The organism is Streptomyces sp. NPDC059373 (assembly GCF_042751495.1).
Classification (GTDB): domain Bacteria; phylum Actinomycetota; class Actinomycetes; order Streptomycetales; family Streptomycetaceae; genus Actinacidiphila.
The window spans coordinates 738386-759768 of the sequence record NZ_JBHYXC010000002.1 but is presented as its reverse complement, the minus strand read 5'-3'; the positions used below and the strand labels follow the sequence as shown (position 1 = coordinate 759768).

Annotated in this window: 21 protein-coding genes; 7 read left to right on the top strand and 14 right to left on the bottom strand. The window is 72.2% G+C overall.

Annotated elements, in window-relative coordinates; all coding sequences use genetic code 11:
* Window positions 1-76: 76 nt before the first annotated feature.
* Complete coding sequence (locus ACFXJ5_RS07760) at window positions 77-271, bottom strand: hypothetical protein (protein WP_384628273.1); 195 nt, start codon at window positions 269-271, stop codon at window positions 77-79.
* Between the two features lie 234 nt (window positions 272-505).
* Here ACFXJ5_RS07760 and ACFXJ5_RS07755 point away from each other — a divergent pair, with 234 nt between their 5' ends.
* The 3 genes from ACFXJ5_RS07755 (at window position 506) to ACFXJ5_RS07745 (ending at window position 1762) form a co-directional block, all read left to right on the top strand.
* The gene (locus ACFXJ5_RS07755; protein ID WP_384628270.1) at window positions 506-934 is read left to right on the top strand and encodes a TM2 domain-containing protein; all 429 of its coding nucleotides are present in this window, start codon (window positions 506-508) and stop codon (window positions 932-934) included.
* Entirely contained in the window at window positions 927-1334 is a 408-nt protein-coding gene (locus ACFXJ5_RS07750) for a DUF2752 domain-containing protein (RefSeq protein WP_384628268.1), read from the top strand. The genes ACFXJ5_RS07755 and ACFXJ5_RS07750 overlap by 8 nt, the downstream gene beginning before the upstream one ends.
* A 164-nt stretch (window positions 1335-1498) precedes the next feature.
* Window positions 1499-1762, top strand: a complete 264-nt coding sequence (locus tag ACFXJ5_RS07745) for a TM2 domain-containing protein (RefSeq protein ID WP_384628265.1) — start codon at window positions 1499-1501, stop codon at window positions 1760-1762.
* A gap of 112 nt (window positions 1763-1874) precedes the next feature.
* Here the strand turns inward: ACFXJ5_RS07745 and ACFXJ5_RS07740 are convergent, their stop codons facing one another.
* The 5 genes from ACFXJ5_RS07740 to bldG all read right to left on the bottom strand — a co-directional run bounded on the left by ACFXJ5_RS07740 (window position 1875) and on the right by bldG (window position 7851).
* The gene (locus tag ACFXJ5_RS07740; protein WP_384628262.1) at window positions 1875-3392 is read right to left on the bottom strand and encodes a DUF7059 domain-containing protein; all 1518 of its coding nucleotides are present in this window, start codon (window positions 3390-3392) and stop codon (window positions 1875-1877) included.
* 74 nt (window positions 3393-3466) lie between these two features.
* Window positions 3467-4039, bottom strand: a complete 573-nt coding sequence (locus tag ACFXJ5_RS07735; protein WP_384628259.1) for a small secreted protein — start codon at window positions 4037-4039, stop codon at window positions 3467-3469.
* A gap of 198 nt (window positions 4040-4237) precedes the next feature.
* Entirely contained in the window at window positions 4238-6643 is a 2406-nt protein-coding gene (locus ACFXJ5_RS07730; protein ID WP_384628257.1) for a sodium-translocating pyrophosphatase, read from the bottom strand.
* 317 nt (window positions 6644-6960) lie between these two features.
* Window positions 6961-7419: an ATP-binding protein gene (locus ACFXJ5_RS07725; protein ID WP_384628254.1), complete on the bottom strand. Its 459-nt coding sequence runs from the start codon at window positions 7417-7419 to the stop codon at window positions 6961-6963.
* Window positions 7420-7509: 90 nt separating this feature from the next.
* Window positions 7510-7851 carry an anti-sigma factor antagonist BldG gene (gene bldG / locus ACFXJ5_RS07720; RefSeq protein ID WP_384628251.1) on the bottom strand — a complete coding sequence of 114 codons (342 nt, stop codon included), beginning with the start codon at window positions 7849-7851 and terminating at the stop codon, window positions 7510-7512.
* A 135-nt stretch (window positions 7852-7986) separates the two neighbouring features.
* Between bldG and ACFXJ5_RS07715 the strand changes: the two genes are divergently transcribed.
* Entirely contained in the window at window positions 7987-10329 is a 2343-nt protein-coding gene (locus ACFXJ5_RS07715) for a DEAD/DEAH box helicase (protein WP_384628248.1), read from the top strand.
* A gap of 23 nt (window positions 10330-10352) precedes the next feature.
* On the opposite strand, the gene ACFXJ5_RS07710 is transcribed toward ACFXJ5_RS07715, so the two are convergent.
* The 7 genes from ACFXJ5_RS07710 to ssd are packed head-to-tail and all read right to left on the bottom strand — an operon-like array spanning window position 10353 to window position 15211.
* Window positions 10353-10715: an Rv3654c family TadE-like protein gene (locus ACFXJ5_RS07710; RefSeq protein WP_384628246.1), complete on the bottom strand. Its 363-nt coding sequence runs from the start codon at window positions 10713-10715 to the stop codon at window positions 10353-10355.
* Window positions 10712-11038, bottom strand: coding sequence for a TadE family type IV pilus minor pilin (locus ACFXJ5_RS07705; RefSeq protein ID WP_384628243.1), 327 nt, complete (start codon window positions 11036-11038; stop codon window positions 10712-10714). Before ACFXJ5_RS07705 ends, ACFXJ5_RS07710 begins: the two co-directional genes overlap by 4 nt.
* Window positions 11025-11213: a DUF4244 domain-containing protein gene (locus ACFXJ5_RS07700; RefSeq protein ID WP_384628240.1), complete on the bottom strand. Its 189-nt coding sequence runs from the start codon at window positions 11211-11213 to the stop codon at window positions 11025-11027. Before ACFXJ5_RS07700 ends, ACFXJ5_RS07705 begins: the two co-directional genes overlap by 14 nt.
* A 35-nt stretch (window positions 11214-11248) precedes the next feature.
* A complete protein-coding gene (locus tag ACFXJ5_RS07695; protein WP_384628237.1) occupies window positions 11249-12022 on the bottom strand; it encodes a type II secretion system F family protein in 774 nt (257 codons plus the stop codon).
* Window positions 12022-12903 (bottom strand): type II secretion system F family protein, encoded by an 882-nt coding sequence (locus ACFXJ5_RS07690; RefSeq protein ID WP_384628234.1) that lies wholly within the window; start codon window positions 12901-12903, stop codon window positions 12022-12024. Before ACFXJ5_RS07690 ends, ACFXJ5_RS07695 begins: the two co-directional genes overlap by 1 nt.
* Window positions 12900-14051: a TadA family conjugal transfer-associated ATPase gene (locus ACFXJ5_RS07685; protein WP_384628232.1), complete on the bottom strand. Its 1152-nt coding sequence runs from the start codon at window positions 14049-14051 to the stop codon at window positions 12900-12902. The genes ACFXJ5_RS07690 and ACFXJ5_RS07685 overlap by 4 nt, the downstream gene beginning before the upstream one ends.
* Window positions 14048-15211 (bottom strand): septum site-determining protein Ssd, encoded by a 1164-nt coding sequence (gene ssd / locus ACFXJ5_RS07680; RefSeq protein WP_384628229.1) that lies wholly within the window; start codon window positions 15209-15211, stop codon window positions 14048-14050. Before ssd ends, ACFXJ5_RS07685 begins: the two co-directional genes overlap by 4 nt.
* 483 nt (window positions 15212-15694) lie before the next feature.
* On the opposite strand from ssd, the gene ACFXJ5_RS07675 reads away from it, so the two are divergent.
* Window positions 15695-16534, top strand: coding sequence for an HAD family hydrolase (locus ACFXJ5_RS07675; protein WP_384628227.1), 840 nt, complete (start codon window positions 15695-15697; stop codon window positions 16532-16534).
* Between the two features lie 373 nt (window positions 16535-16907).
* Here ACFXJ5_RS07675 and ACFXJ5_RS07670 read toward each other — a convergent pair whose 3' ends face one another.
* Window positions 16908-17735 carry an oxidoreductase gene (locus tag ACFXJ5_RS07670; protein ID WP_384628224.1) on the bottom strand — a complete coding sequence of 276 codons (828 nt, stop codon included), beginning with the start codon at window positions 17733-17735 and terminating at the stop codon, window positions 16908-16910.
* Between the two features lie 101 nt (window positions 17736-17836).
* On the opposite strand from ACFXJ5_RS07670, the gene ACFXJ5_RS07665 reads away from it, so the two are divergent.
* The gene (locus ACFXJ5_RS07665) at window positions 17837-18829 is read left to right on the top strand and encodes a nucleotide-binding protein (protein ID WP_384628221.1); all 993 of its coding nucleotides are present in this window, start codon (window positions 17837-17839) and stop codon (window positions 18827-18829) included.
* 204 nt (window positions 18830-19033) lie between these two features.
* Window positions 19034-21319, top strand: coding sequence for a SulP family inorganic anion transporter (locus ACFXJ5_RS07660; protein ID WP_384628367.1), 2286 nt, complete (start codon window positions 19034-19036; stop codon window positions 21317-21319).
* The last annotated feature ends 64 nt before the right edge of the window (window positions 21320-21383 follow it).

The window sequence follows — 21383 nt, the reverse complement described above, 5'->3', positions numbered from 1 at the left end:
CGGACTGCCAGTCATGTCCGATTCATCCTGGTGGCAGTGCGTGTCATGGGCACGACTCGCGGTGATCGAACTGCGCTCAGATACGTAGCAAAGACCAGACACCCGCGAGCAGTGAGGCCGCTCCGAAGAACACCGCGACCACCGTCGCGGTCTGCCCGCCGCCCTCGGTCACCGGCACCCCTCGGGTGATGCGAGTCACCGTCCACAGCAGCACCCCGGCCCCGAAGAGCGCGAAGACCGTCCCGGCGAAGACCGCTGGTGCGGTGTCCATGTCGTCCCTCTTCTCTGTGTCTTCTCCGACGTGCTTCTCCGACGTGCTCCTCGACGTGCGCCGCAGACTGCCACGCCGGGGCCAAGCCCAGGCGAATCCCGGGTGAACGCCGTGGCGCGTTTTCGACGGTGGCGAAGCGCACGCGTACCCCTCTCTACGGCTCTGTCCGACCTGACAAGATGACCGACGACGACCGAACCACCTTCCGCAGTCCGCAGAACGGGGAACCCCGAGATGTCCGACCCGAACAACCCCTACGGCCCTCCACCCGGCGACGGTTACGGCTACCCGCAGCAGCCCGCAGGACAGCCCGGCGGCCAGCCGGGTTACGGCTACCCGCAGCAGGGCGCCTACCCGCCCCCCGGCGGACCCGGCGGCTACGGGGCCGGATACGGGGCCGGCTACACCGGCGACCCCAACGCCCCCTACGGCTACGACGCGTACGGCCGCCCGCTGTCCGACAAGTCCAAGGTCGTGGCCGGCGTTCTGCAGCTCCTGGTCGGCGGCCTGGGCATCGGCCGCTTCTACACCGGCGACATCGGCATAGGCCTGGCCCAGCTGTTCACCTGCGGGGGCTGCGGCGTCTGGTCGCTGATCGACGGCATCCTCTTCCTCACCAGCAACGACCGCACCGACTCCAACGGCCGGATCCTGCATGGCTGAGGCGCTCACCCGCCTCCGGGCCGTGGCCGGACGACCGGCCACGGCCTCACTGGCATCCGCCGCCGCGGGCATCGGCGCCGCCGCGTATCTCTACGGCACGAACCCGCACCAGCCGGGCCACTGGCTCCCCCGCTGCCCCTTCAACTGGGTGACCGGGCTGTACTGTCCGGCCTGCGGCGGCACCCGCATGGTCTACGACCTGATGCACGGGGACCTCTCCGCCGCCTTCCACGACAACATGCTGCTGCTGATCGTCAGCCCGGCCGGACTCCTCCTCTACCTGCGGTGGTTCGCCGAGGGCCTTCAGGGCCGGGTGTTCCGCCCGAGGCTCGAGCCGCGCGCGCAGGCCGTCGTGCTCGGTATCGCGGTGCTGTGGGCCGTGGTGCGCAACCTGCACTGACCGGCGTTGGCAACATGCCGATCACGGTTGCGTGACAAGACGTAATTAACAGGCCAACGCCCCGCACTGGATGCAAAGATCTGGTCAATCCGAGGCGGGGGGCCGGATCTCGTATGTCTGCCCTGCCGTTCGTCCCCATTTGATCGCGCAAGGAGCAGCACCCCATGGCTACGCCCACCCCTGACGCCCCCTACGGTTACGACCCGCAGGGCCGCCCGCTGTCCGACAAGAACAAGACGACCGCGGGCCTGCTCACCCTCTTCCTGGGCGGCTTCGGCGTCGGCCGCTTCTACACCGGCCACACGGGCATAGCCCTGGGTCAGCTCTTCACCTGCGGCGGCTGCGGCATCTGGTCGCTGATCGACGCGATCATCTTCTTCACCAGCAACGACCGCACCGACGCCCAGGGGCGCGTGCTGCAGGGCTGATTGCCCGCCTGACCCAGCGCCTTGACCCACGGCCTTGACCCAGCGCCTTGACCCACCGAAGCCCGTCGGCCGTCCTCCGGCCGACGGGCTTCGTCGTCATACGGTCACGCGGTTACCCGGCCAGCGGCTCCAGGAAGCCCTGCTCGACCAGCGTGCGGATCGCCTCCGGCGTACGGTCCCGCAGTATGACCGGGTCCTCGCCCAGCAGTTGGGCGATGGCGTCCAGGATCGCGCCGGCGGTGAGGCTGCCGTCGCAGACCCCGGCGAATCCGGCGCCCACCGTGTCGACCTTGGTGGCGCGCCGCATGCCGCGGTTGGCGCGCAGCACCACGTGCTCGGGGTCCTCGGCGCCGGGCAGGCCGACCTGCTCCTGGACGACCTCGTCGGCGAGCCGGAAGCGGGCGGCGAGCAGTGCGGCGTCGTCGTGCCCGCGCAGGAAGTCCTGGCGGTCGAACCAGGCGCCGATGTGCGGGCCGAGCGGTTGTTCGACGGGGTGCGGCCACTCCTCCGCGATGACGGCGGGGCGGTCGGAGCCGGTCTTCCGGACGGTGATCCAGCCGAAGCCGATGCCCTTGACCTTGCGCTGTTCGAAGGCGTCGAGCCAGGCGTCGTAATGGGCGGCGTACGCGGCCGGATCGGCCAGGTGGTCACCGCCGTCGCGCAGCCACAGCTCTGCGTACTGGGTGATGTCCTGGACCTCGCGCTGGACGATCCAGGCGTCGCAGCCCTGCGGAATCCAGGAGCTGAGCCGTTCCCGCCAGTCCTCGCCCTCGGTGTGCTGCCAGTTGGCGAGCAGCTGGCAGTAGCCGCCGTCGTTGAGGTGGTCGGCGGACTGCTGGACCAGCGTCCGGCACAGGTCGTCGCCCGCCATGCCGCCGTCGCGGTACGTGAAGCGGCTGCCCGGCGAGATGACGAACGGCGGGTTCGACACGATCAGGTCGAAGCGTTCGTCGCCGACCGGCTCGAACAGGCTGCCCTGCTTCAGCACCGGCTCCGACGCGCCGGACAGCGCAAGCGTGAGCCGCGTGAAGTGCAGGGCCCGCGGGTTGAGGTCGGTCGCGGTGACCCGGGTGGCGTGCCGGGACGCGTGCAGCGCCTGCACGCCCGAACCGTTGCCCAGGTCGAGCGCACTGCCGACGGGCTCCCGGACCGTGATCCCGGCCAGCGTCGTCGACGCCCCGCCCACGCCCAGCACGAGGTCCGCCCGGTCCACCCCCGGGGACGTACGGATCCCGTTCGCGCCGCCCACCGCGCACCCGAGGTCCGACACGATCCACCAGTCCTCACCGGCGCCGTCCCCCGCGTACGGGCGCACGTCCACCGTCGCCCGCACCTCGTCCCCGTCCCGCACCAGCCAGCCGCCCGCGATCGCCTCCTCCAGCGGCAGCACGCCGCGTACCGAGGCGTACGGCACGGCCTGCTGCAGCAGGAACAGTCGCACCAGGCTCTCCAACGGCCCCCCGCCGCGCGTCGCGCGCAGCGCGGGCACGGTCTCCGCCCGGGAGAGCGCGGCGTAGGCGCTCGCGCCGAGCAGGTCGAGACAGCCGTCAGCGGTGAACGCTGCGGCACGCAGGGCGTCGCGCAGCTGCGCGGCGTGCGCGGTCGTGGGTAGGGCGTCCGTGGTACTCACGCTGCCATTCTGCCGGGTTGGGGGTAGGCCGTCCGCCTGAGGCGAGCGGCCTGCCCCCCACCCGGGGATCGGAATCAGCCGGCTGACGCGCTCGGGGAGGCGCTGCCCTGCTGGCAGCCCGGCTGCTTGGCCATGGCCGTGCCGACTTCACCCTTGCGGAGGGTGTCGAGGGCCTGCTCGCCGCTCTTGCTGACCTTGCCGAGGTTGTCGGAGACGGACTTGAGTCCGTCGGCGAACTTGGCCTGGTCCTTGGTGTTGAGGGCGTCGACCTGCTTCTTGAGGTCGGTGTACGAGGTGGAGAGCTTGTTCAGGTCCGAGACCGCGTCGGTCTTCAGCGTGGCGCCGTTGTCGACCGGCGGGTCGCCCGCCTTGTCGACGATGCTCGCGAGCGACTTGTAGGCGTCCGAGATCTGCTGGAAGGCCGCCGCGTCGGCCTTCTGGACGTCCGCGGGCTGACCGCCGCTGTCCACCTTGGTGATCGCCGTGTTGGCGTCGTTGATCTTCTTGACCTGGGTGGCGGCCTGGTCGCAGACCGTCTTCGCCCAGCTGTCGAGCTTCTTGTTGCCGCTGTCGCCGCATGCGGACAGCGACCCCATCGCCAGGACCAGAGCCGCACCGGACAGCGCAGCCGCGAATTTGTTCGTCACCGGTTGTCGTTCCTTCCGTGGCTCTACGGCCCCGGAACCTACACGCCGCACCGGGTCCGGCCACCAATCGGCCGCACCTTTCAACACGTATTATAGCCATTTGCACCAAGCAACCAGTGACATACCTGACGTGGAAAAAGATGGCGGGCGCCACCCCAAAGGGTGACGCCCGCCACACTCTTGACGGTTGGTCGGCTGTCAGGAGGACGACACCACCGCAGGGTCGGCTGATCGCGTGGCCGTCCCCTCGGTGCCCTCCTCGTCGCCCATGGTGATGCCGCGCCGCTTGGAGATGTAGACCGCGACGACGATCACGGCGATCGAGATCACCGCGACCCCGATCCGCACGCCGAGATTCGCGTCCTTGCCGTACGAGAACTGCACGACGGCGGGGGCGATCAGCAGCGCCACCAGGTTCATGACCTTGAGCAGCGGGTTGATCGCCGGGCCCGCGGTGTCCTTGAACGGGTCGCCGACGGTGTCGCCGATGACGGTCGCGGCGTGGGCCTCGCTGCCCTTGCCGCCGTAGTGGCCGTCCTCGACGAGCTTCTTGGCGTTGTCCCAGGCGCCACCGGAGTTGGCGAGGAAGACCGCCATGAGCGTGCCCGCGCCGATGGCTCCGGCGAGGTACGAGCCGAGGGAGCCGACGCCGAACGTGAAGCCGATCGCGACCGGCGCCAGGACGGCGAGCAGGCCGGGGGTGGCCAGTTCGCGCAGGGCGTCCTTGGTGCAGATGTCGACGACGCGGCCGTACTCCGGCTTCTCGGAGAAGTCCATGATCCCGGGGTGCTCGCGGAACTGCCGCCGCACCTCGTAGACCACCGCGCCCGCCGACCGGGACACCGCGTTGATGGCGAGCCCGGAGAAGAGGAACACGACCGCGGCGCCGAGCAGCAGCCCGACGAGGTTGTTCGGCTGGGAGATGTCCAGGGTGAGCCAGCGGGCGTCGGAGGCGGGGATCTGCGCCTTGGCGACGGCCGTGTCGATGGCCTCCTTGAACGAGCCGAAGAGCGCGGTCGCCGCGAGGACGGCGGTCGCGATGGCGATGCCCTTGGTGATCGCCTTGGTGGTGTTGCCGACCGCGTCCAGGTCGGTGAGCACCTGGGCGCCCTCGCCGTGGACGTCACCGGACATCTCGGCGATGCCCTGGGCGTTGTCGGAGACCGGCCCGAAGGTGTCCATGGCGACGATCACGCCGACCGTGGTCAGCAGCCCGGTGCCGGCCAGCGCGACCGCGAAGAGGGCCAGCCACACCGACGTACCGCCCAGCAGGAAGGCCCCGTAGACCGCGAGCCCGATGAGGACAGCCGAGTAGACCGCCGACTCCAGGCCGAGCGAGATACCGGACAGGACGACGGTGGCCGGCCCGGTGAGCGAGGACTTGCCGATGTCCCGGACGGGGCGCCGGCTGGTCTCGGTGAAGTAGCCGGTGAGCTGCTGGATCACCGCGGCGAGCACGATGCCGATGGCGACCGCGATCACGGCGAGGATCCGCGGGTCGCCGGGGTGGGCGGCGATGTCGGCCGGTACGCCCTTGAGGTCGGCGTACGAGGACGGCAGGTAGACGAACGTGGCCACCGCCACCAGCACCAGCGAGATCACGGCGGAGATGAAGAAGCCGCGGTTGATGGCGGTCATGCCGCTGCGGTCGGATCGGCGCGGGGCGACCGCGAAGATGCCGATCATGGCGGTGAGGACGCCGATCGCGGGGATGAGGAGCGGGAAGGCGAGGCCGGAGTCCCCGAACGTCACCTTGCCGAGGATCAGCGCGGCGACCAGCGTGACGGCGTACGACTCGAAGAGGTCGGCCGCCATCCCGGCGCAGTCGCCGACGTTGTCGCCCACGTTGTCCGCGATGGTCGCGGCGTTGCGCGGGTCGTCCTCCGGGATGCCCTTCTCGACCTTGCCGACCAGGTCGGCGCCCACGTCGGCGGCCTTGGTGAAGATGCCGCCGCCGACCCTCATGAACATCGCCAGCAGCGCCGCGCCGAAGCCGAAGCCCTCCAGGACCTTGGGGGCGTCCTGCTTGTAGATCAGGACGACCACGGAAGCACCGAGCAGGCCCAGGCCGACGGTGAACATGCCGACCACACCGCCGGTGCGGAAGGCGATCTTCATGGCGCGGTGGGACACGGCGGTGAGGTCGGCCTTCGGCTCGCCGGGCCCGGGTGTCGCTGCCCGCGCTGCCGCCGCCACTCGTACGTTGCTGCGCACCGCCAGCCACATGCCGATGTACCCGGTGACGCCCGAGAAACCGGCGCCGACCAGGAAGAAGGCGCTGCGTCCGATGCGCTGCGAGGTGGTGTCGGCGGGGAGCAGCATCAGCAGGAAGAAGGCGGCGACCGCGAAGACGCCCAGGGTGCGGAACTGCCGTGCCAGGTAGGCGTTCGCGCCCTCCTGAACGGCGCCCGCGATCTCCTTCATGCTGTCGGTGCCTTCATCGGCTGAGAGCACTTGACGTACCAGCACCACCGCGAGCGCCAGTGCTGCGATGGCTACGACTGCGATGACCAGTACGAGATTGCGGTTGCCGTCGGTCAGCACCGGGTTGGCGGCCAGGGATGAAGCGATGTCCTGCGTGTGAGGGGTGAGTTGCCCCGCCATTCGTCCTCCTTGACGTTTGGCACATGGGCGCGCGGCTCCTGCGACTTCGAGAGCCGCTGCGCTCAGGCGAACTGAGCAAGATTGTGGACGGATTGTAGGGAGCCGAACTAGATCAAAACAGGGCGCAGGAACCCTTTTTCGCCTGTCACGGGGGAATAGCAAAGCGCCCGCACCACAAATTTCACCGTAAACGGTGAATGGGGCAGGCGCTACAGGGCGACACGGGAGTGTTCGCTGCCGAGGCCAGGGCGTCCTGGGCTACGGCGTCGTGGGCGATGACACCCGGCGCTACGGCGTCGTGAGCTACGCGTCGTGGGCTACGGCGCTGTGGTCGGCCAGGTCATGCGGATCAGGCCGCCGTTCTCGCCCTCTATGACCTCGACGTCGTCAACCAGGCCGCTGATGACGGCCAGACCCATCTGACCCTCGTCGTCGGCCTCGGAGTCCTCGGCGGGGGCGGGGCCGGGCACGGGCTCGTCGCCGCGGGCCGACGGGACAGCGGGGGCCGAGCCGTTGACGGGTGTGAGGGGGACCTCGTCGCCGACCTCGATGGAGAACTTCTTCTCGTCCTCGGTCAGCAGCACCCGCACCGGCTTGTCCACACCGCTGCTGCGGTGCAGTCCGACGGCGCGGCTGCAGGCCTCACCCACGGCAAGCCGGACCTCGTCGAGAACGGCCTCGTCCACCCCCGCCCTGCGCGCTACCGCGGCCGCTACGAGTCGTGCGGTGCGGACGTGCTCCGGCAGAGCGCTGAAGAGCAGTTCTACGGTGGGCATGGCCTCCCCCTCGTGCCTATGGGCGGGCATCACGGGGGCCCGGGCGTCGTTTTCCGCCCGGCACCCCGCGTACGTACAGCGATCAGCCGGTCAGTCGGTCGCCGCGACGGCCTCGTCGACCGAGGTGTGGATGGGAAACACCTTGGTCAGGCCGGTAATCCGGAAAATCTTGAGAATGCGCTCCTGGTTGCATACCAGGCGAAGCGAGCCTTCATGCGCACGAACCCGCTTGAGCCCGCCGACCAGCACACCGAGTCCGGTGGAGTCCAGGAAGTCGACGCCTTCCATGTCCACGACCAGGTGGTAATTGCCGTCGTTCACGAGCTCGACCAGCTGCTCACGCAGCTTGGGCGCGGTGTACACATCAATCTCGCCGCCGACCTCGACGACCGTACGGTCGCCAACGGTTCGAGTCGACAGGGACAGGTCCACGGATCCTCCAGCACCTTGCATCGAGCGGTCGCCCCCCATGGATCGGCAGCCGCGTTGGCATTCAATCACTTACCAGCGGGCGTGCACGACGCCTTACGGCGATTGTCCGTCATGCCAGTGACACACTGAGTGCCGATGGCCCACGATCTTCCGCAGTCGGCGCACGGCCGCCCGTCCCCCCGCGTCCTCCTTGAGCGGCTCGCCACGGGGGCAGGCAGGGCCGCGCGCATCACCCATACGGAGCACTTGCCCGCACGGGTCGGCCGCCATGCCGATTGGCCTGATCAGATCCGCAGTGAAGTGATCGAGGCCGTACGGACGGCAGGCATCGAACGCCCCTGGCAGCACCAGGCGCGCGTCGCCACCCACGCTATCGGCAACACGTCGGTCGTGGTCGCAACGGGGACCGCCTCCGGCAAGTCGCTCGCTTATCTGGTGCCGGTGCTGAGCGCCCTGCTGGACGGCTCCGAGGCTCCGAACGGCCGTGGGGCCACCGCCCTGTACCTGGCGCCCACCAAGGCCCTGGCGGCCGATCAGCGGCGCGCCGTGGCCCGACTGGCGGCTCCGCTGGGCACGGCGATCCGGCCGGCGGTCTACGACGGCGACACGCCTTTCGAGGAGCGGGAGTGGGTCCGCCAGTACGCCACGTACGTGCTGACCAACCCCGACATGCTGCACACGGGCATCCTGCCGGGGCATGCCCGCTGGTCGTCCTTTCTGCGGGCGCTCCGGTACGTGGTGATCGACGAGTGCCACACGTACCGGGGTGTCTTCGGCTCCCACGTGGCCCAGGTCATCCGCCGGCTGCGGCGGCTGTGCGCCCGCTACGGCTCCGACCCGGTCTTCCTGCTGGCGTCGGCCACGGCCGCCGACCCGGCGGAGGCGGCGGGCCGGCTGACCGGCGTGCCGGTGGTGGAGGTGACCGACGACGCCTCTCCGCGCGGTGAGCTGGCCTTCGCCCTGTGGGAGCCGCCGCTGACCGAGCTGAGCGGCGAGCGGGGCGCCCCCGTGCGGCGTACGGCCGTGGCCGAGGCGGCCGACCTGCTGACCGATCTGGTGATCCAGGGCACCCGTACGGTCGCCTTCGTACGGTCCCGGCGGGGCGCCGAGCTGGTCTCCGTGATCGCCAAGGAACGCCTCGCGGAGGTGGACGCGTCGCTGCCGCGCCGGGTCGGGGCCTACCGCGGCGGCTACCTTCCGGAGGAACGGCGGGCGATCGAGCGCGACCTGCACGACGGCCGGCTGCTCGGGCTGGCCTCCACCACGGCCCTGGAGCTGGGCGTGGACGTCTCGGGACTGGACGCCGTGCTTCTGGCCGGGTATCCCGGCACCCGGGCCTCCCTGTGGCAGCAGGCGGGCCGGGCGGGCCGGGGCGGCCAGGGCGCGCTGGCGGTGCTCATCGCGCGGGACGACCCGCTGGACACGTACCTCGTCCACCACCCGGAGGCGCTCTTCCAGCGCCCCGTGGAGTCCACGGTGCTGGATCCCGACAACCCCTACGTCCTCGCCCCGCATCTGTGCGCGGCTGCGGCGGAGCTTCCGCTCGGGGAGGCGGATCTGAAGCTCTTCGGGCCGGAGGCCGCCGGCCTGGTCGGCCAGTTGGAGCAGCGCGGGCTGCTGCGGCGGCGGGCCGGCGGCTGGTACTGGACGCGGCGCGAGCGCGCGGCCGACCTCACCGACATCCGCGGCGGCGGCGGAAACCCCGTGCGGGTCGTCGAGGCCGGGACCGGACGCCTGCTCGGCACCGTGGACGCCGGATCCGCGCACGCCACCGTGCACGAGGGCGCGGTGCACCTGCACCAGGGGCGTACCTACCTGGTGCGGCGGCTCGATCTGGACGACTCGGTCGCCCTGGTCGAGGAGGCGGACCCGGCGTACTCGACCATGGCGCGCGACATCGTCTCGGTCTCCGTGCTGGAGGTCGAGCGCGAGGAGGCCTGGGGCGAGGCCCGGCTCTGCTTCGGCTCGGTCGAGGTCACCAACCAGGTCGTCTCCTTCCTGCGCCGCCGGCTCATCACCGGCGAGATCCTCGGCGAGAGCAAGCTGGACCTCCCGCCACGCACCCTGCGCACCCGGGCCGTCTGGTGGACCATGACCGACGACCAACTCGACGCCGCCCAGGTCCACCCCGAGGAGCTCCCCGGCGCCCTCCATGCCGCCGAGCACGCCTCCATCGGCCTGCTGCCGCTCTTCGCGACGTGCGACCGCTGGGACATCGGCGGGGTGTCGATCGCCCTGCATCCTGATACCGGCCTTCCGACGGTCTTCGTGTACGACGGCCACCCCGGCGGCGCGGGCTTCGCAGAGCGCGCCTTCCACACGGCGCGGAGTTGGCTCACAGCCACGCGGGAGGCGATCGCCTCCTGCGACTGCGACTTCGGCTGCCCCTCCTGCGTCCAGTCCCCCAAATGCGGCAACGGCAACGACCCCCTGGACAAGGCGGCCGCGGTGCGGGTGCTCGACGCGCTTCTCGCGTGACCCCGGGTTGGGGGTGGGCCGCCTTACGGCGGACCGCCTTCCCACAACCCGGATGAGGCCTGCGGCCCGGCGCGGGACCTGACCTGGGCCGGACCAACCGCCGTCGTGAGGTCGGCGATCTCGCCGACGACGGCGCAGCGCAGCAGCCGGGCGCCCTGCGCCGTGGCGACCCGGGCGGCGAGGACGCAGGCGGTGGCCTCCCCGTCGAGGGCGTGGTCGGCGGCGGCGAGGGCCGCCAAGTCGGCGGCCGCACCGGCCCGGTGGCGGGCGTTCAGGGCATGGCCCAGAGCAAGAAGCACCCCGGCGGCGAGGAACAGCAGGGCCATGAGGAGCACCGCCCAGACCGTGGCGGAGCCACGGTCTGGGCGGGCGGCGGCGGGGGTCATGGGGCCGCCTCCGCGAGGGCCGTGGCGTCTCCCCGGACCGTGAGGGCCGCCACCCGGGCCGTGACACGGACCCGGACCAGATCCCCGGCGTGGTCGAGCGTGACGGACGCGCCGCGCGGTGCAGCGGACCGCGCGGCGGCCAGAGCAGCGGATTCGGACTCGGCGCGCGCGGCGGCCCTGGCACCGGCGCGTGCGGCGTCGACGCAGCGGATCTGCGCGCCGGCCGCCGCTAGCCCCCACAGCAGCATCGCGGCGACGAGCAGCAGGGTCGGGATGACGGTCGCCGCCTCGGCGGTGACGTAGCCGCGGTCAGAAGCCGGCATGGAGGGCTCGTGTGATCAGGCCGCTCAGGGCCGAGCTGACGGCGCCACTGGTCACGACCTTGTAGAGCACGGCCGCGAAGCCGCAGGCGGCAAGGGTGCCGACGGCGTATTCGGCGGTGGTCATGCCGGCCTCGCCGGTGGCTCGGCGGCACCGCTTGAGGATGCGTACGAACATGGTGATCTCTCCATTCAGGGTTCGGTTCGAGGCGTTCAGTTCGAGGCGGCGAGGATCGACCCCGCCAGGCCCATGACCACTGGGGCCACCCCCACCAGCAGGAAGGCCGGCAGGAAGCAGAGCCCCAGCGGGGCGGTGGCCAGCACGCCGGCGCGGCGGGCCCGGGCCAGGGCGGCGCGGGTGCGCTCGGCGCGGTAGGCGGCGGCGAGGCGGGAGACCTCGCCGACCGGCGGAATACCGGTGGAGGAGGCGCGTTCCAGGCAGCGGCCCAGGTCGTGGGAGCCGAGGCGGGCCCAGCAGGCGGCCGGGTCGCCGCCGAGGCGGAGTTCGGCCGCGATGCGGGTGAGCGCGTCGCCCAGCGGTCCGCCGAGGGAGCGGCCCACCGCGTCGGCCGCCTCGCGCGGGCCTGCCCCGGCGGCAAGGCACGCGGCCATCAGATCGGCGGCCAGCGGCAGTTGCCGGGACTCCTCGGCGCGGTCGGCAGCGGAACCGGGCGCGGCACGGGGACGCCGCTGCCATCGCCGTATCCCGTACGCGGCGCCGGCGCCCACCAGACAGCCCGGCACTCCGCCGACCAGGACCGCCGCCCCGACCGCGACCCCGGCGACCGGCAGCCAGGGGCGCAGCGCTTCGGCGGACGCGGGACGCGCCCGCACCCGGGAGGGTTCCGGCGGCAGGCCGAGCAGCCCCCGCAACCGTTGCCTGGCCGCGCGCTCGCGACGGGCGGCGGCCACCGCGCCGACGGCACAGAGCGCGGCCGCGCAGACCGTCAGGACAATCCCCAGCCTGTGGACAAGTTCGGCGGCCATCACGCGCCCTCCGCCGACCGTACGATGCGCCGGGTCCAGGCGAGCCCGGCCCACTCCAGAAGGCCGCCGGCGAGCAGGCAGGCGAAGCCGACCGGGGTGCGCAGGAGCACCCGGAGGGGGTCGGCGCCGAAGCCGGTGCCGAGGATGACGCCGAAGGCGGGAAGCAGGGCCAGCAGGACGGCCGTTGAGCGGGGACCGGCCAGTTGGGCGCGGAGGTCTTCGCGGCCCGCGTGCTCGGCGCGCAGCGCGGTGGCGATGCGGTCCAGGCCGTCGGCGAGACCGGCACCGCCGTCCACCGCGACCTGCCAGCACGCGGCGGCCCCGGCCAGGCCCTCCGCGCCCGGCTGCACGGCGGCGGACCGCAGGGCGACCGGGACGTCACCCCCGAAGCGGGCGGCGGCGAGCAGCAGCACGGCCGCGTCCGCCAGTTCGGGACGGTCGGGCCAGCCCTCGCGGCCCAGCGCGCCGGCGAGGGCGGCGTGCGGGGCGAGCCCGGCCCGCAGGTCGCCCGCGACGGCGGAGCAGAGCGTGGTCACCGCATCGGCTCGCCGTTCGACCGCCGCCTCACGCTCACGGGCCCGCAGCCACCGGCCGGCCAGCGGTACGGCGGCCGCCCCGGCGAGAGCGGGCAGGACCGAATGGGCGAGCGGGCAGAGCAGCAACCCGGCGGGCAGGCACAGGAATTCGCGGCCGAGCCGCCAGCCGAACCGGGCCCGGAAGGGGTCGAGCAGCGCCCGGCCCCGGGCCTCCCAGGACACGGGTGGCGGAGCCCCGCCGGCGAACATCAGCCGTGCCCGGCGCAGCACATCGTCCCGCCCGCCCAGCACCCAGGCCGCTCCGCCCGCACACAGCGCCGCCGCAAAGGCCACCTGCACGCTCACCGGTCGGCCCCCCGTTCGCACAGGGCCGCCAACCGCGCCCAGCCCGGGCCGCGTTCGCTGCCGAGCGTCGCTGGGACGGTGGTGACGAGGCCGTCGCGGCCCCGCTCCAGGACGTGGATCTCGGCGACCCGGCGCCGCCCCGCACGGTCCCGTACGAGGTGGACGACGACCGACAGGGCGGCCGCCAACTGGCTGTGTAGCGCGGCCCGGTCGAGCCCCGCCGTGGAACCGAGGGCTTCCAGCCGGGCGGGGACATCGGCGGCCGCGTTGGCGTGCACGGTGCCGCAGCCGCCCTCGTGGCCGGTGTTGAGGGCAGCCAGTAGATCGGTGACCTCGGGACCCCGGACCTCGCCGACGACCAGCCGGTCCGGCCGCATCCGAAGGGCCTGGCGGACCAGGTCCCGCAGGGTGACCAGGCCCATGCCCTCCTGGTTGGCCGGCCGGGTCTCCAGGCGTACGACATGCGGGTGGTGCGGGCGCAGCTCGGCGGAGTCCTCGGCGAGGACGATCCGTTCGTGCGGGGCGACGAGCCCGAGCAGGCAGCTCAGGAGTGTCGTCTTGCCGCAGCCGGTGCCGCCCGACACCAGGAAGCTCAGCCGTGCGTCGAGGACGGCCCGCAGCAGGGCGGCGGTGGCCCGGTCCATGCTGCCCGCCGCGATCAGCTCGTCGAGGGTGAAGGCCCGGGTCCGTACGACGCGCAGCGACAGGCAGGGGGCGCCGACCACGACCGGCGGCAGCACGGCATGCAGCCGGGTGCCGTCGGGCAGGCGGGCGTCCACCCAGGGGCGGGCGTCGTCGAGCCGGCGTCCGGCGGAGGTGGCGAGCCGCTGGGCCAGCCTGCGCACCGCGGCGGCGTCCTGGAAGCGCACGGTGCTGCGTTCCAGCCCGGAGCCGCGGTCGACCCAGACCTCTTCGGGGCCGTTGACCAGGACGTCGGTGACCTGAGGATCGGCGAGCAGCGGCTCCAGGGGGCCCGCGCCGACGATCTCGGACCGCAGCGCGTGGACGACCCCGAGGACCTCGGTGTCGCCGAGCAGCCGTCCCTGGGCCCGGAGGGCGGTGGCGACGCCCGCCGGTGTGGGCTCGTCCCCGGAGGCGGCGAGACGCAGTCGTACCGCGTCGAGGACGTCGTGCAGTCCGGCGCTCATGCGGCCACGCTCCCGCCGCTGGGCAGGGCCTCGGCCAGGAAGGCGGAGCAGAAGCGGGCGAGGGGGCCGCGGGCGTCGGCGCCCGGGGCCTCGCCGCAGTCGAGGGCGGCGGACAGGCCCGGCTCGAGCGGCAGTTCACCGGCGAGCGGGAGGCCGATGAGCTTGGCGATGGCCTCGTCGCCGAGGTGGCCGGAACCGAACGGGCCCCGGGCGACGACCCGTAGGTCCTTCAGCACCATGCCGATCCGTGAGGCGACCCGCCCCGCCGCCGCGACGGCCCGCAGCTCGGCGGGAACCACCAGGAGCCCGACGTCGATCTGGGTGAGCGCCTCGGTCACGGCATCGTCGATCCGGCGGGGCAGGTCCACCACCACGACCCCGCCGCGCCGTCTGGCCGCGCCCATCACGGACCGCATGGCCTGCGGCGGGATGACGACGGCGTCGCCCCGGTCCCAGCTCAGCACGCTCAGCGCATGCGTACGCGGCAGGGACTCCTCCAGGGCTCCGCTGTTGACCCGGCCCCGGGATTCGGCGAGGTCGGGCCAGCGCAGCCCGGCAGCCCGTTCGGCGCCGAGCAGGACGTCGAGGCCGCCGCCGAGCGGGTCGGCGTCGACGAGCATGGTCCGGCGTCCGGAGCGGGCGGCGGTGACCGCCAGGGCGCAGGCCAGTGTGCTGGCCCCGGCGCCGCCCCGGCCGCCGACGACGCCGATGGTGAGGGCCGGTACGCCGACGCCCTCCGCCGCGTCGGCGATCCGGTCGACCAGCCACTTCTCGGCGTCGGGCAGGAAGATCACATGATCGGCGCCGATGTCCACGGCCTGCCGCCAGACATCCGGGTCGTCCAGGTCGCGGCCGATGAGCAGTACCCCGCCGCGCCGGGCCGCCCCGCGCAGCCGCCGCACCCCGGCGCTCCCCACACCTCCGACGCGCCCGTCGCCACCACCGGGCGCACGCCTTTCCGCGCCCACCAGCACCAGCGGCGCGGTCTCCCAGCTGCCCGCTCTCGGCGGGCCCGCGAAGGCCACCTCCGGCTGGGCGCCGGCCGCCGCGCAGAGTCTCAGCAGATCGTCGAGAAGCGCTTCGTCCTCGGTGACGATCAGCGGCCCGCCGGGCACGTCGGCGGCCGCCGTGGGCAGGCCACCTGTGAAGTTTTCAGCCATTTTCCCGTCCCCCTCGTTCGTCCCGTACGCACCGGCTGCATCACCGGTGCAACATCCACGGCCAGGATTGAGGGATCCGGGAAAAATTGTTGATCTTGAAGAGGATCTGTGGATAACCGGCGGGTAACCGACCGGTTGTGGATATCTCCGCTACCCGTTCGGGTGAGTTCCTTCGAACAGCGCAACGATTACGCGATGTCACGCGTAGTAGTTGTCAAAGGGACGAAAGGAGACAGCACGATGCCACGCACACGAGCCGAAAGAGGAAGCGGAACGACCGGTCCAGGGCCCCCAAAACGCATGTGGACATGCGACGACCCCCGCCGGGGGGGAGAGCGGGGGTCGTCCCCACGGTCCGACTCGGGGGGGGAGGAGCCAGACCGGGTTAGCACGGTCGCGAACGATCCGTGACTTCCATGGTGTACCCGAAGGCCTTCTCAGGCAAACCCACGCGCCTCAGCTTACGCCGAATGGTGGGTGCCTATGCTCGTGCTCGTGGAAAACCACCTCGCCCCGCGCGCTGGGCGCACCGCGGCCTTCTTCGACCTCGACAAGACGGTCATCGCCAAGTCGAGCACGCTGGCCTTCAGCCGTTCCTTCTACCAAGGAGGCCTGATCAACCGGCGTGCCGTGCTGCGCACCGCGTACGCCCAGTTCGTCTACCTCGTCGGCGGGGCGGACCACGACCAGATGGAGGGAATGCGCAAGTACCTCTCCGAGCTCTGCCGTGGCTGGAATGTGCAGCAGGTACGGGAGATCGTCGCCGAGACCCTGCACGACCTGATCGACCCGATCATCTACGACGAGGCCGCCTCGCTCATCGAGGAACACCACCTCGCCGGCCGTGACGTGGTCATCGTCAGCGCGTCCGGCGCCGAAGTCGTCGAGCCGATCGGCGAGATGCTCGGCGCCGACCATGTCGTGGCCACCCGGATGGTCGCCAAGGACGGCGCCTACACCGGCGAGATCGAGCACTATGTCTACGGCCCCGCCAAGGCCGAGGCGATCGCGGGGCTCGCCGAGTCCGAGGGATACGACCTGGAGCGGTCCTTCGCCTACAGCGACTCCGTCACCGACATCCCGATGCTGTCGGCGGTCGGCCACCCGTATGCCGTCAATCCCGACCGCGCGCTGCGCCGGGAGGCGATCGCCCGCGAGTGGCCGGTACTGACCTTCAGCCGCCCGGTGCGGCTGCACCAGCGGGTGCCGACGCTGTCCCTGCCGCCGCGGCCCGTCCTGGCGGCAGCGGCGATCGGGGCGGCGGCGGCCACGGCGGGCCTGGTCTGGTACGCCTCGCGCCGCCGCAGGCCGGCGATGTCGTGACGCCGCGTAATGTACCGATTGTCCCAAAAGCAAATCAACTGCACTGAGGGGTTCCGCTTCCCTCATCGGAGCTGTAGAAATGAAGTAACGGCCCGCGTGACCACGGACATTCCGAGAGGAAGACCGGAGAGATCAGCATGAAGGCCCCACGGACCGAGCATGACAATCGGGCACCCACGCGACGCAGACCCGCTTACCGGGCCAGCCGCACCAGGTGACGGGCGAAGTCCCGACCTGATGGGCGAATATCGTGCACGCTTGGTAACCCGAAAGTCATGCCAGCGGCGGCACCCCCAAGGTGCCGCCGCAACCCTGTTCGGGCCCCCATTGCGGAGCCTGGCACAACCTGTTCGGGCCCGATGGCCCAGACGCCTTACGCCGCCCCGCGCTGCAGCGCCTCGCACACCGCCACGCTCTCCCGCACCCCGAGCCCCACGGCCCGCGCGCAGTGCGCGATCCAGGCGACCATCCCCTCCGGCGTCCCGGAGACGTAACCCTCCAGCGCCTTGAGGTAGTCCGCGCGTCCCAGCTCCGCGTGCCCGGCCTCCGCCGGGCAGATGGACTTGGGGTCGAGGCCGCTGCCGACCAGGACGATGCGCTGCGCCGCCCGCGCCACCGGGCCGTTGAAGGAGCCGAAGGGGCGGAGCGCAAGCAGCTCGCCGTGGACGACCGCGCCCACCACCAGCGCCGGCGCCTCGCTGCCCGCGAGCAGCAGCGCCGCCAGGCCGTCGAGGCGGGCAGCGACCTCCTCGGGCTCCGGCAGCGGCAGGGCCGACTCCACCAGCCCGTCGTCCGCGACCTTCTCTCCGGCCAGCCTGGGCCGCCCCACCGTCTCGTCGGGCACCGCGCCGCCTGCCGCCACCAGGTGCAGCCTGGCCAGCGTCTGCACCGGCGATCGCCGCCAGACGCCGAGGAGTTGGCCCGCCTCGGCGGTCAGCCGCAGTGCGGCCCCGACCGTGCGGGACTCGGGGTCGGCGCCGAAGTCACTGCGGCGGCGCACCTCCTCCAGCGGCCAGTCGGCCCCGGCCAGGGCCGCCGAGCCGCGCGCGCCGCGCAGCGCGGCCTCGGAGGCCACCTCGTTGGAGCGCCGGCGCATCACCCGGTGACCGTAGACCTGGTCAACGGCCTTCCGTACGGAGTCCACGGACTCCACGACACCGGGGAGCGAGCCGAGAACGGCGAGCGGGTCTGTCGTACTCATACGTACGACCCTACGCACCCGGCCCCCGCGCCCCCCTTTGGAGTGGTGTTCCTCACCCCGTGGGCAGAAACAGGGCCCCGGCACCACTACCCTTACCGAACATGAAGATCGCTTTCGTCGGGAAGGGCGGCAGCGGCAAGACCACGCTGTCCTCTCTCTTCATCCGCCACCTCGCCGCCACGCGCGTCCCCGTTCTCGCCGTCGACGCCGACATCAACCAGCACCTCGCGCCCGCCCTCGGCATCGACGAGGAGGAAGCCGCCGCACTCCCCGCGATGGGCGCGCACCTCCCGGAGATCAAGGAGTATCTGCGTGGCGCCAACCCCCGCATCACCTCCGCCGACACGATGATCAAGACCACTCCGCCGGGCCACGGCTCACGCCTGCTCCACGTCGTGGAGGACAACCCGGTCTATGCCGCCTGCGCCCGCCCGGTCGCGCTGGACGACGGCGAGGTGCGGCTGATGGTGACCGGCCCCTTCAACGAGTCCGACCTGGGCGTCGCCTGCTACCACTCCAAGGTCGGGGCGGTCGAACTGTGCCTCAACCACCTCGTGGACGGCCGCGACGAGTACGTGGTGGTCGACATGACGGCCGGCAGCGACTCCTTCGCCTCGGGTATGTTCACCCGCTTCGACATGACGTTCCTGGTCGCCGAGCCGACCCGCAAGGGCGTCAGCGTCTACCGCCAGTACAAGGAGTACGCCCGCGACTTCGGGGTCGCGCTGCGCGTCGTCGGCAACAAGGTGCAGGGTCCGGACGACCTGGCCTTCCTGCGCGACGAGGTCGGCGACGACCTGCTGGTCACCGTCGGCCACTCCGACTGGGTGCGGGCCATGGAGAAGGGCCGTCCGCCGCGTTTCGAGCTCCTCGAGGCGGACAACCGCGACGCCCTGCGCGCGATGCACCAGGCCGCCGACGCCTCGTACGGGGAACGGGACTGGGAGCTCTACACCCGCCAGATGGTGCACTTCCACCTCAAGAACGCCGAGAGCTGGGGAAACGAGCGCACCGGCGCCGACCTGGCCTCTCAGGTGGATCCGTCGTTCCTGCTGGGGGAGGAATCGAGCGCGTCACCCGCGAGGGCTAACTAGCAGCCCCGTACGGTCCCACGACCTCCGGCTTTGTCAGAGCTGTGCATTACTCTCCCATTACCGAGTCTTGAGAGTAACGAGACAGTCACAGTCCGTGACTCTCCGGGCCTTGGCAGCAGCACCCGCCGCACAGCCGTGACCACGACCGCGTACGCGCAGCAGAGCGCCGTACGCAGCCGCGCCGCCCCGGAGGAGACGGGACCCATGAGCCCACTGCGCCTTGACCTACGCCACGCCGTCAGCCACACCGTCAGTCACGCCATCAGCCACGCCGTACGCCCATCCGCACGCAATGCCGTCCGCCACGACCTGTCCGCCTCGATCACCGTCTTTCTGATCGCCGTCCCCCTGTCCCTCGGCATCGCCATGGCGACCGGCGCCCCGCTGCAGGCCGGGCTGGTCTCGGCGGCCGTCGGCGGCATCGTCGCCGGGCTGCTGGGCGGGGCTCCGCTTCAGGTCAGCGGAGCCGCCACCAGCCTGGTCGTGGTGACGGCCGAGCTGGTGCAGCGCTACGGGTGGCGCACCACCTGCGCCATCACGGTGCTGGCCGGCCTCGCCCAGCTCGTCCTGGGGGCGCTGCGCGTCGCCCGGGCCACGCTGGCCGTCAGCCCGGCGATCGTGCACGGCATGCTCGCCGGGATCGGCGCGACGATCGCCCTCGCGCAGCTGCATGTCGTCCTCGGCGGCAGCCCGGACCCCTCGGCGCTCGACAACCTCGCCCAGCTGCCTCGGCAGTTGACCCATCCCCACCCGGCCGCGCTGCTGATCGGCCTGGTCACCATCGCCGTGCTCCTCGGCTGGCCCCGGCTGCCCGGCCGGGTGGGCCGCGCCCTGCGCACCGTTCCGGCTCCGCTCGCCGCGATCACCCTGGCCACCGGTATCGCGGCCGGCATGACCCTGCCGAGGGCCGTCATGCCGTCCTGGAAGACCCTCGTACTGCCCGGGCTGCCGGAAGGGCCGGTCCTCGGCATCATGGCCGCCGTCCTGACCGTCACGCTCGTGGCCAGTATGGAGTCGCTGCTGTCCGCCGTCGCCGTCGACAAGCTGCGGGCCGCGCGCGGCGACACGGCGGAACGGGCCCGGCTCGACCGGGAACTGCTCGGCCAGGGCGTCTCCAACGTGGTCTCCGGGCTGCTCGGCGGGCTGCCGGTGGCCGGTGGCGCGATCCGGGGCTCGGCCAATGTCGCGGCCGGGGCGGTCAGCCGTCGGGCCACCGTCCTGCACGGGGTGTGGGTGGTGCTGTGCTCCGGACTGCTGGCCGGGGTCCTCGGGCTGATCCCGCTGGCCACGCTCGCCGCGCTGGTGATGGCGGTCGGCGTGCGGATGGTCAGCTTCGCCCACCTCAAGCACGTCCAACGGCACCGCGAGTTCCCGGTGTACGCCGTCACCCTGGGCACGGTCGTCCTGTTCGGCGTGCTGCAGGGCGTGGCGGCCGGGGTGGCCGTCTCGGTCTTCCTCCAGCTGCACCGGCTGACCCGGACCCGGATCACGGTCACCCAGGAGGGCGGCACCCACCGGGTCCACGTCCGCGGCCAGTTGACGTTCCTGGCCGTCCCCCAGCTGACCAGGGCCTTCGCCCAAGTCCCGTACGGGGCGACGGCGGTGGTCGAGCTGGACGGCTCCTTCATGGACCACGCCGCGTACGAGGCGCTGCGCACCTGGAGCGACGGCCACCGGGCGCGCGGCGGCTGGGCCACCATCGCGGGGCGGGCGGGGCAGCCCATCTCCGAGCCCGCCAGCGCGCACGCCTGCCGGCCCTGGACGCCGTGGCACAACCACCACTGCACGCGTACGGAGACCGGATCCGGCGGCGCGGGCCAGCTGGTCGGCGGGCTCAGCGCCTTCCAGCGCAACACGGCGCCCCTGGTGCGCGACGAGCTGGCCAGGCTCGCCGCCGAGGGGCAGCGGCCCACCCAGCTCTTCCTGACCTGCGCCGACTCCCGCCTGGTCACCAGCATGATCACCTCCAGCGGCCCCGGTGACCTGTTCACCGTCCGCAATGTCGGGAACCTCATGCCGCCACCCGGCAGCGACGCCTCCTGCGACTCGGTGGCCGCCGCCGTCGAGTACGCGGTGGAGGTCCTCGAGGTCGGCAGCATCACCGTCTGCGGCCACTCCGGCTGCGGCGCCATGCAGGCGCTCCTCGGCGGCCAGGGCCACGAGCCCGGCGCGCAGACCCCGCTCGCCCGCTGGCTGCGCCACGGCCGGCCGTCCCTCGCCCGGCTCGGCCGCAGCGGACGCCTCGGCCGCGGCGAAGTCGCCCTGGCCGACCGCCCGGTGGCCGACGACCTGGAGCGGCTCGCCCTGGTCAACGTCATGCAGCAGCTCGACCACCTCATGGCGCACCCCTGCGTCGCCCGCCGGGTCGCCGAGGGCAGGCTGCACCTCCAGGGCATGTACTTCCACGTGGCCGAGGCGCAGGCGTACGTCCTGGACCGCGCGACCGGCACCTTCACGGCCGTACGACCCGAGGTGCTCGACGCGGTCTGACCAGCGGTGTGACCAACAGGTCTAAACCAATCTTCGGGGCGGCCCTTGTCACGGGCCGCCCCGC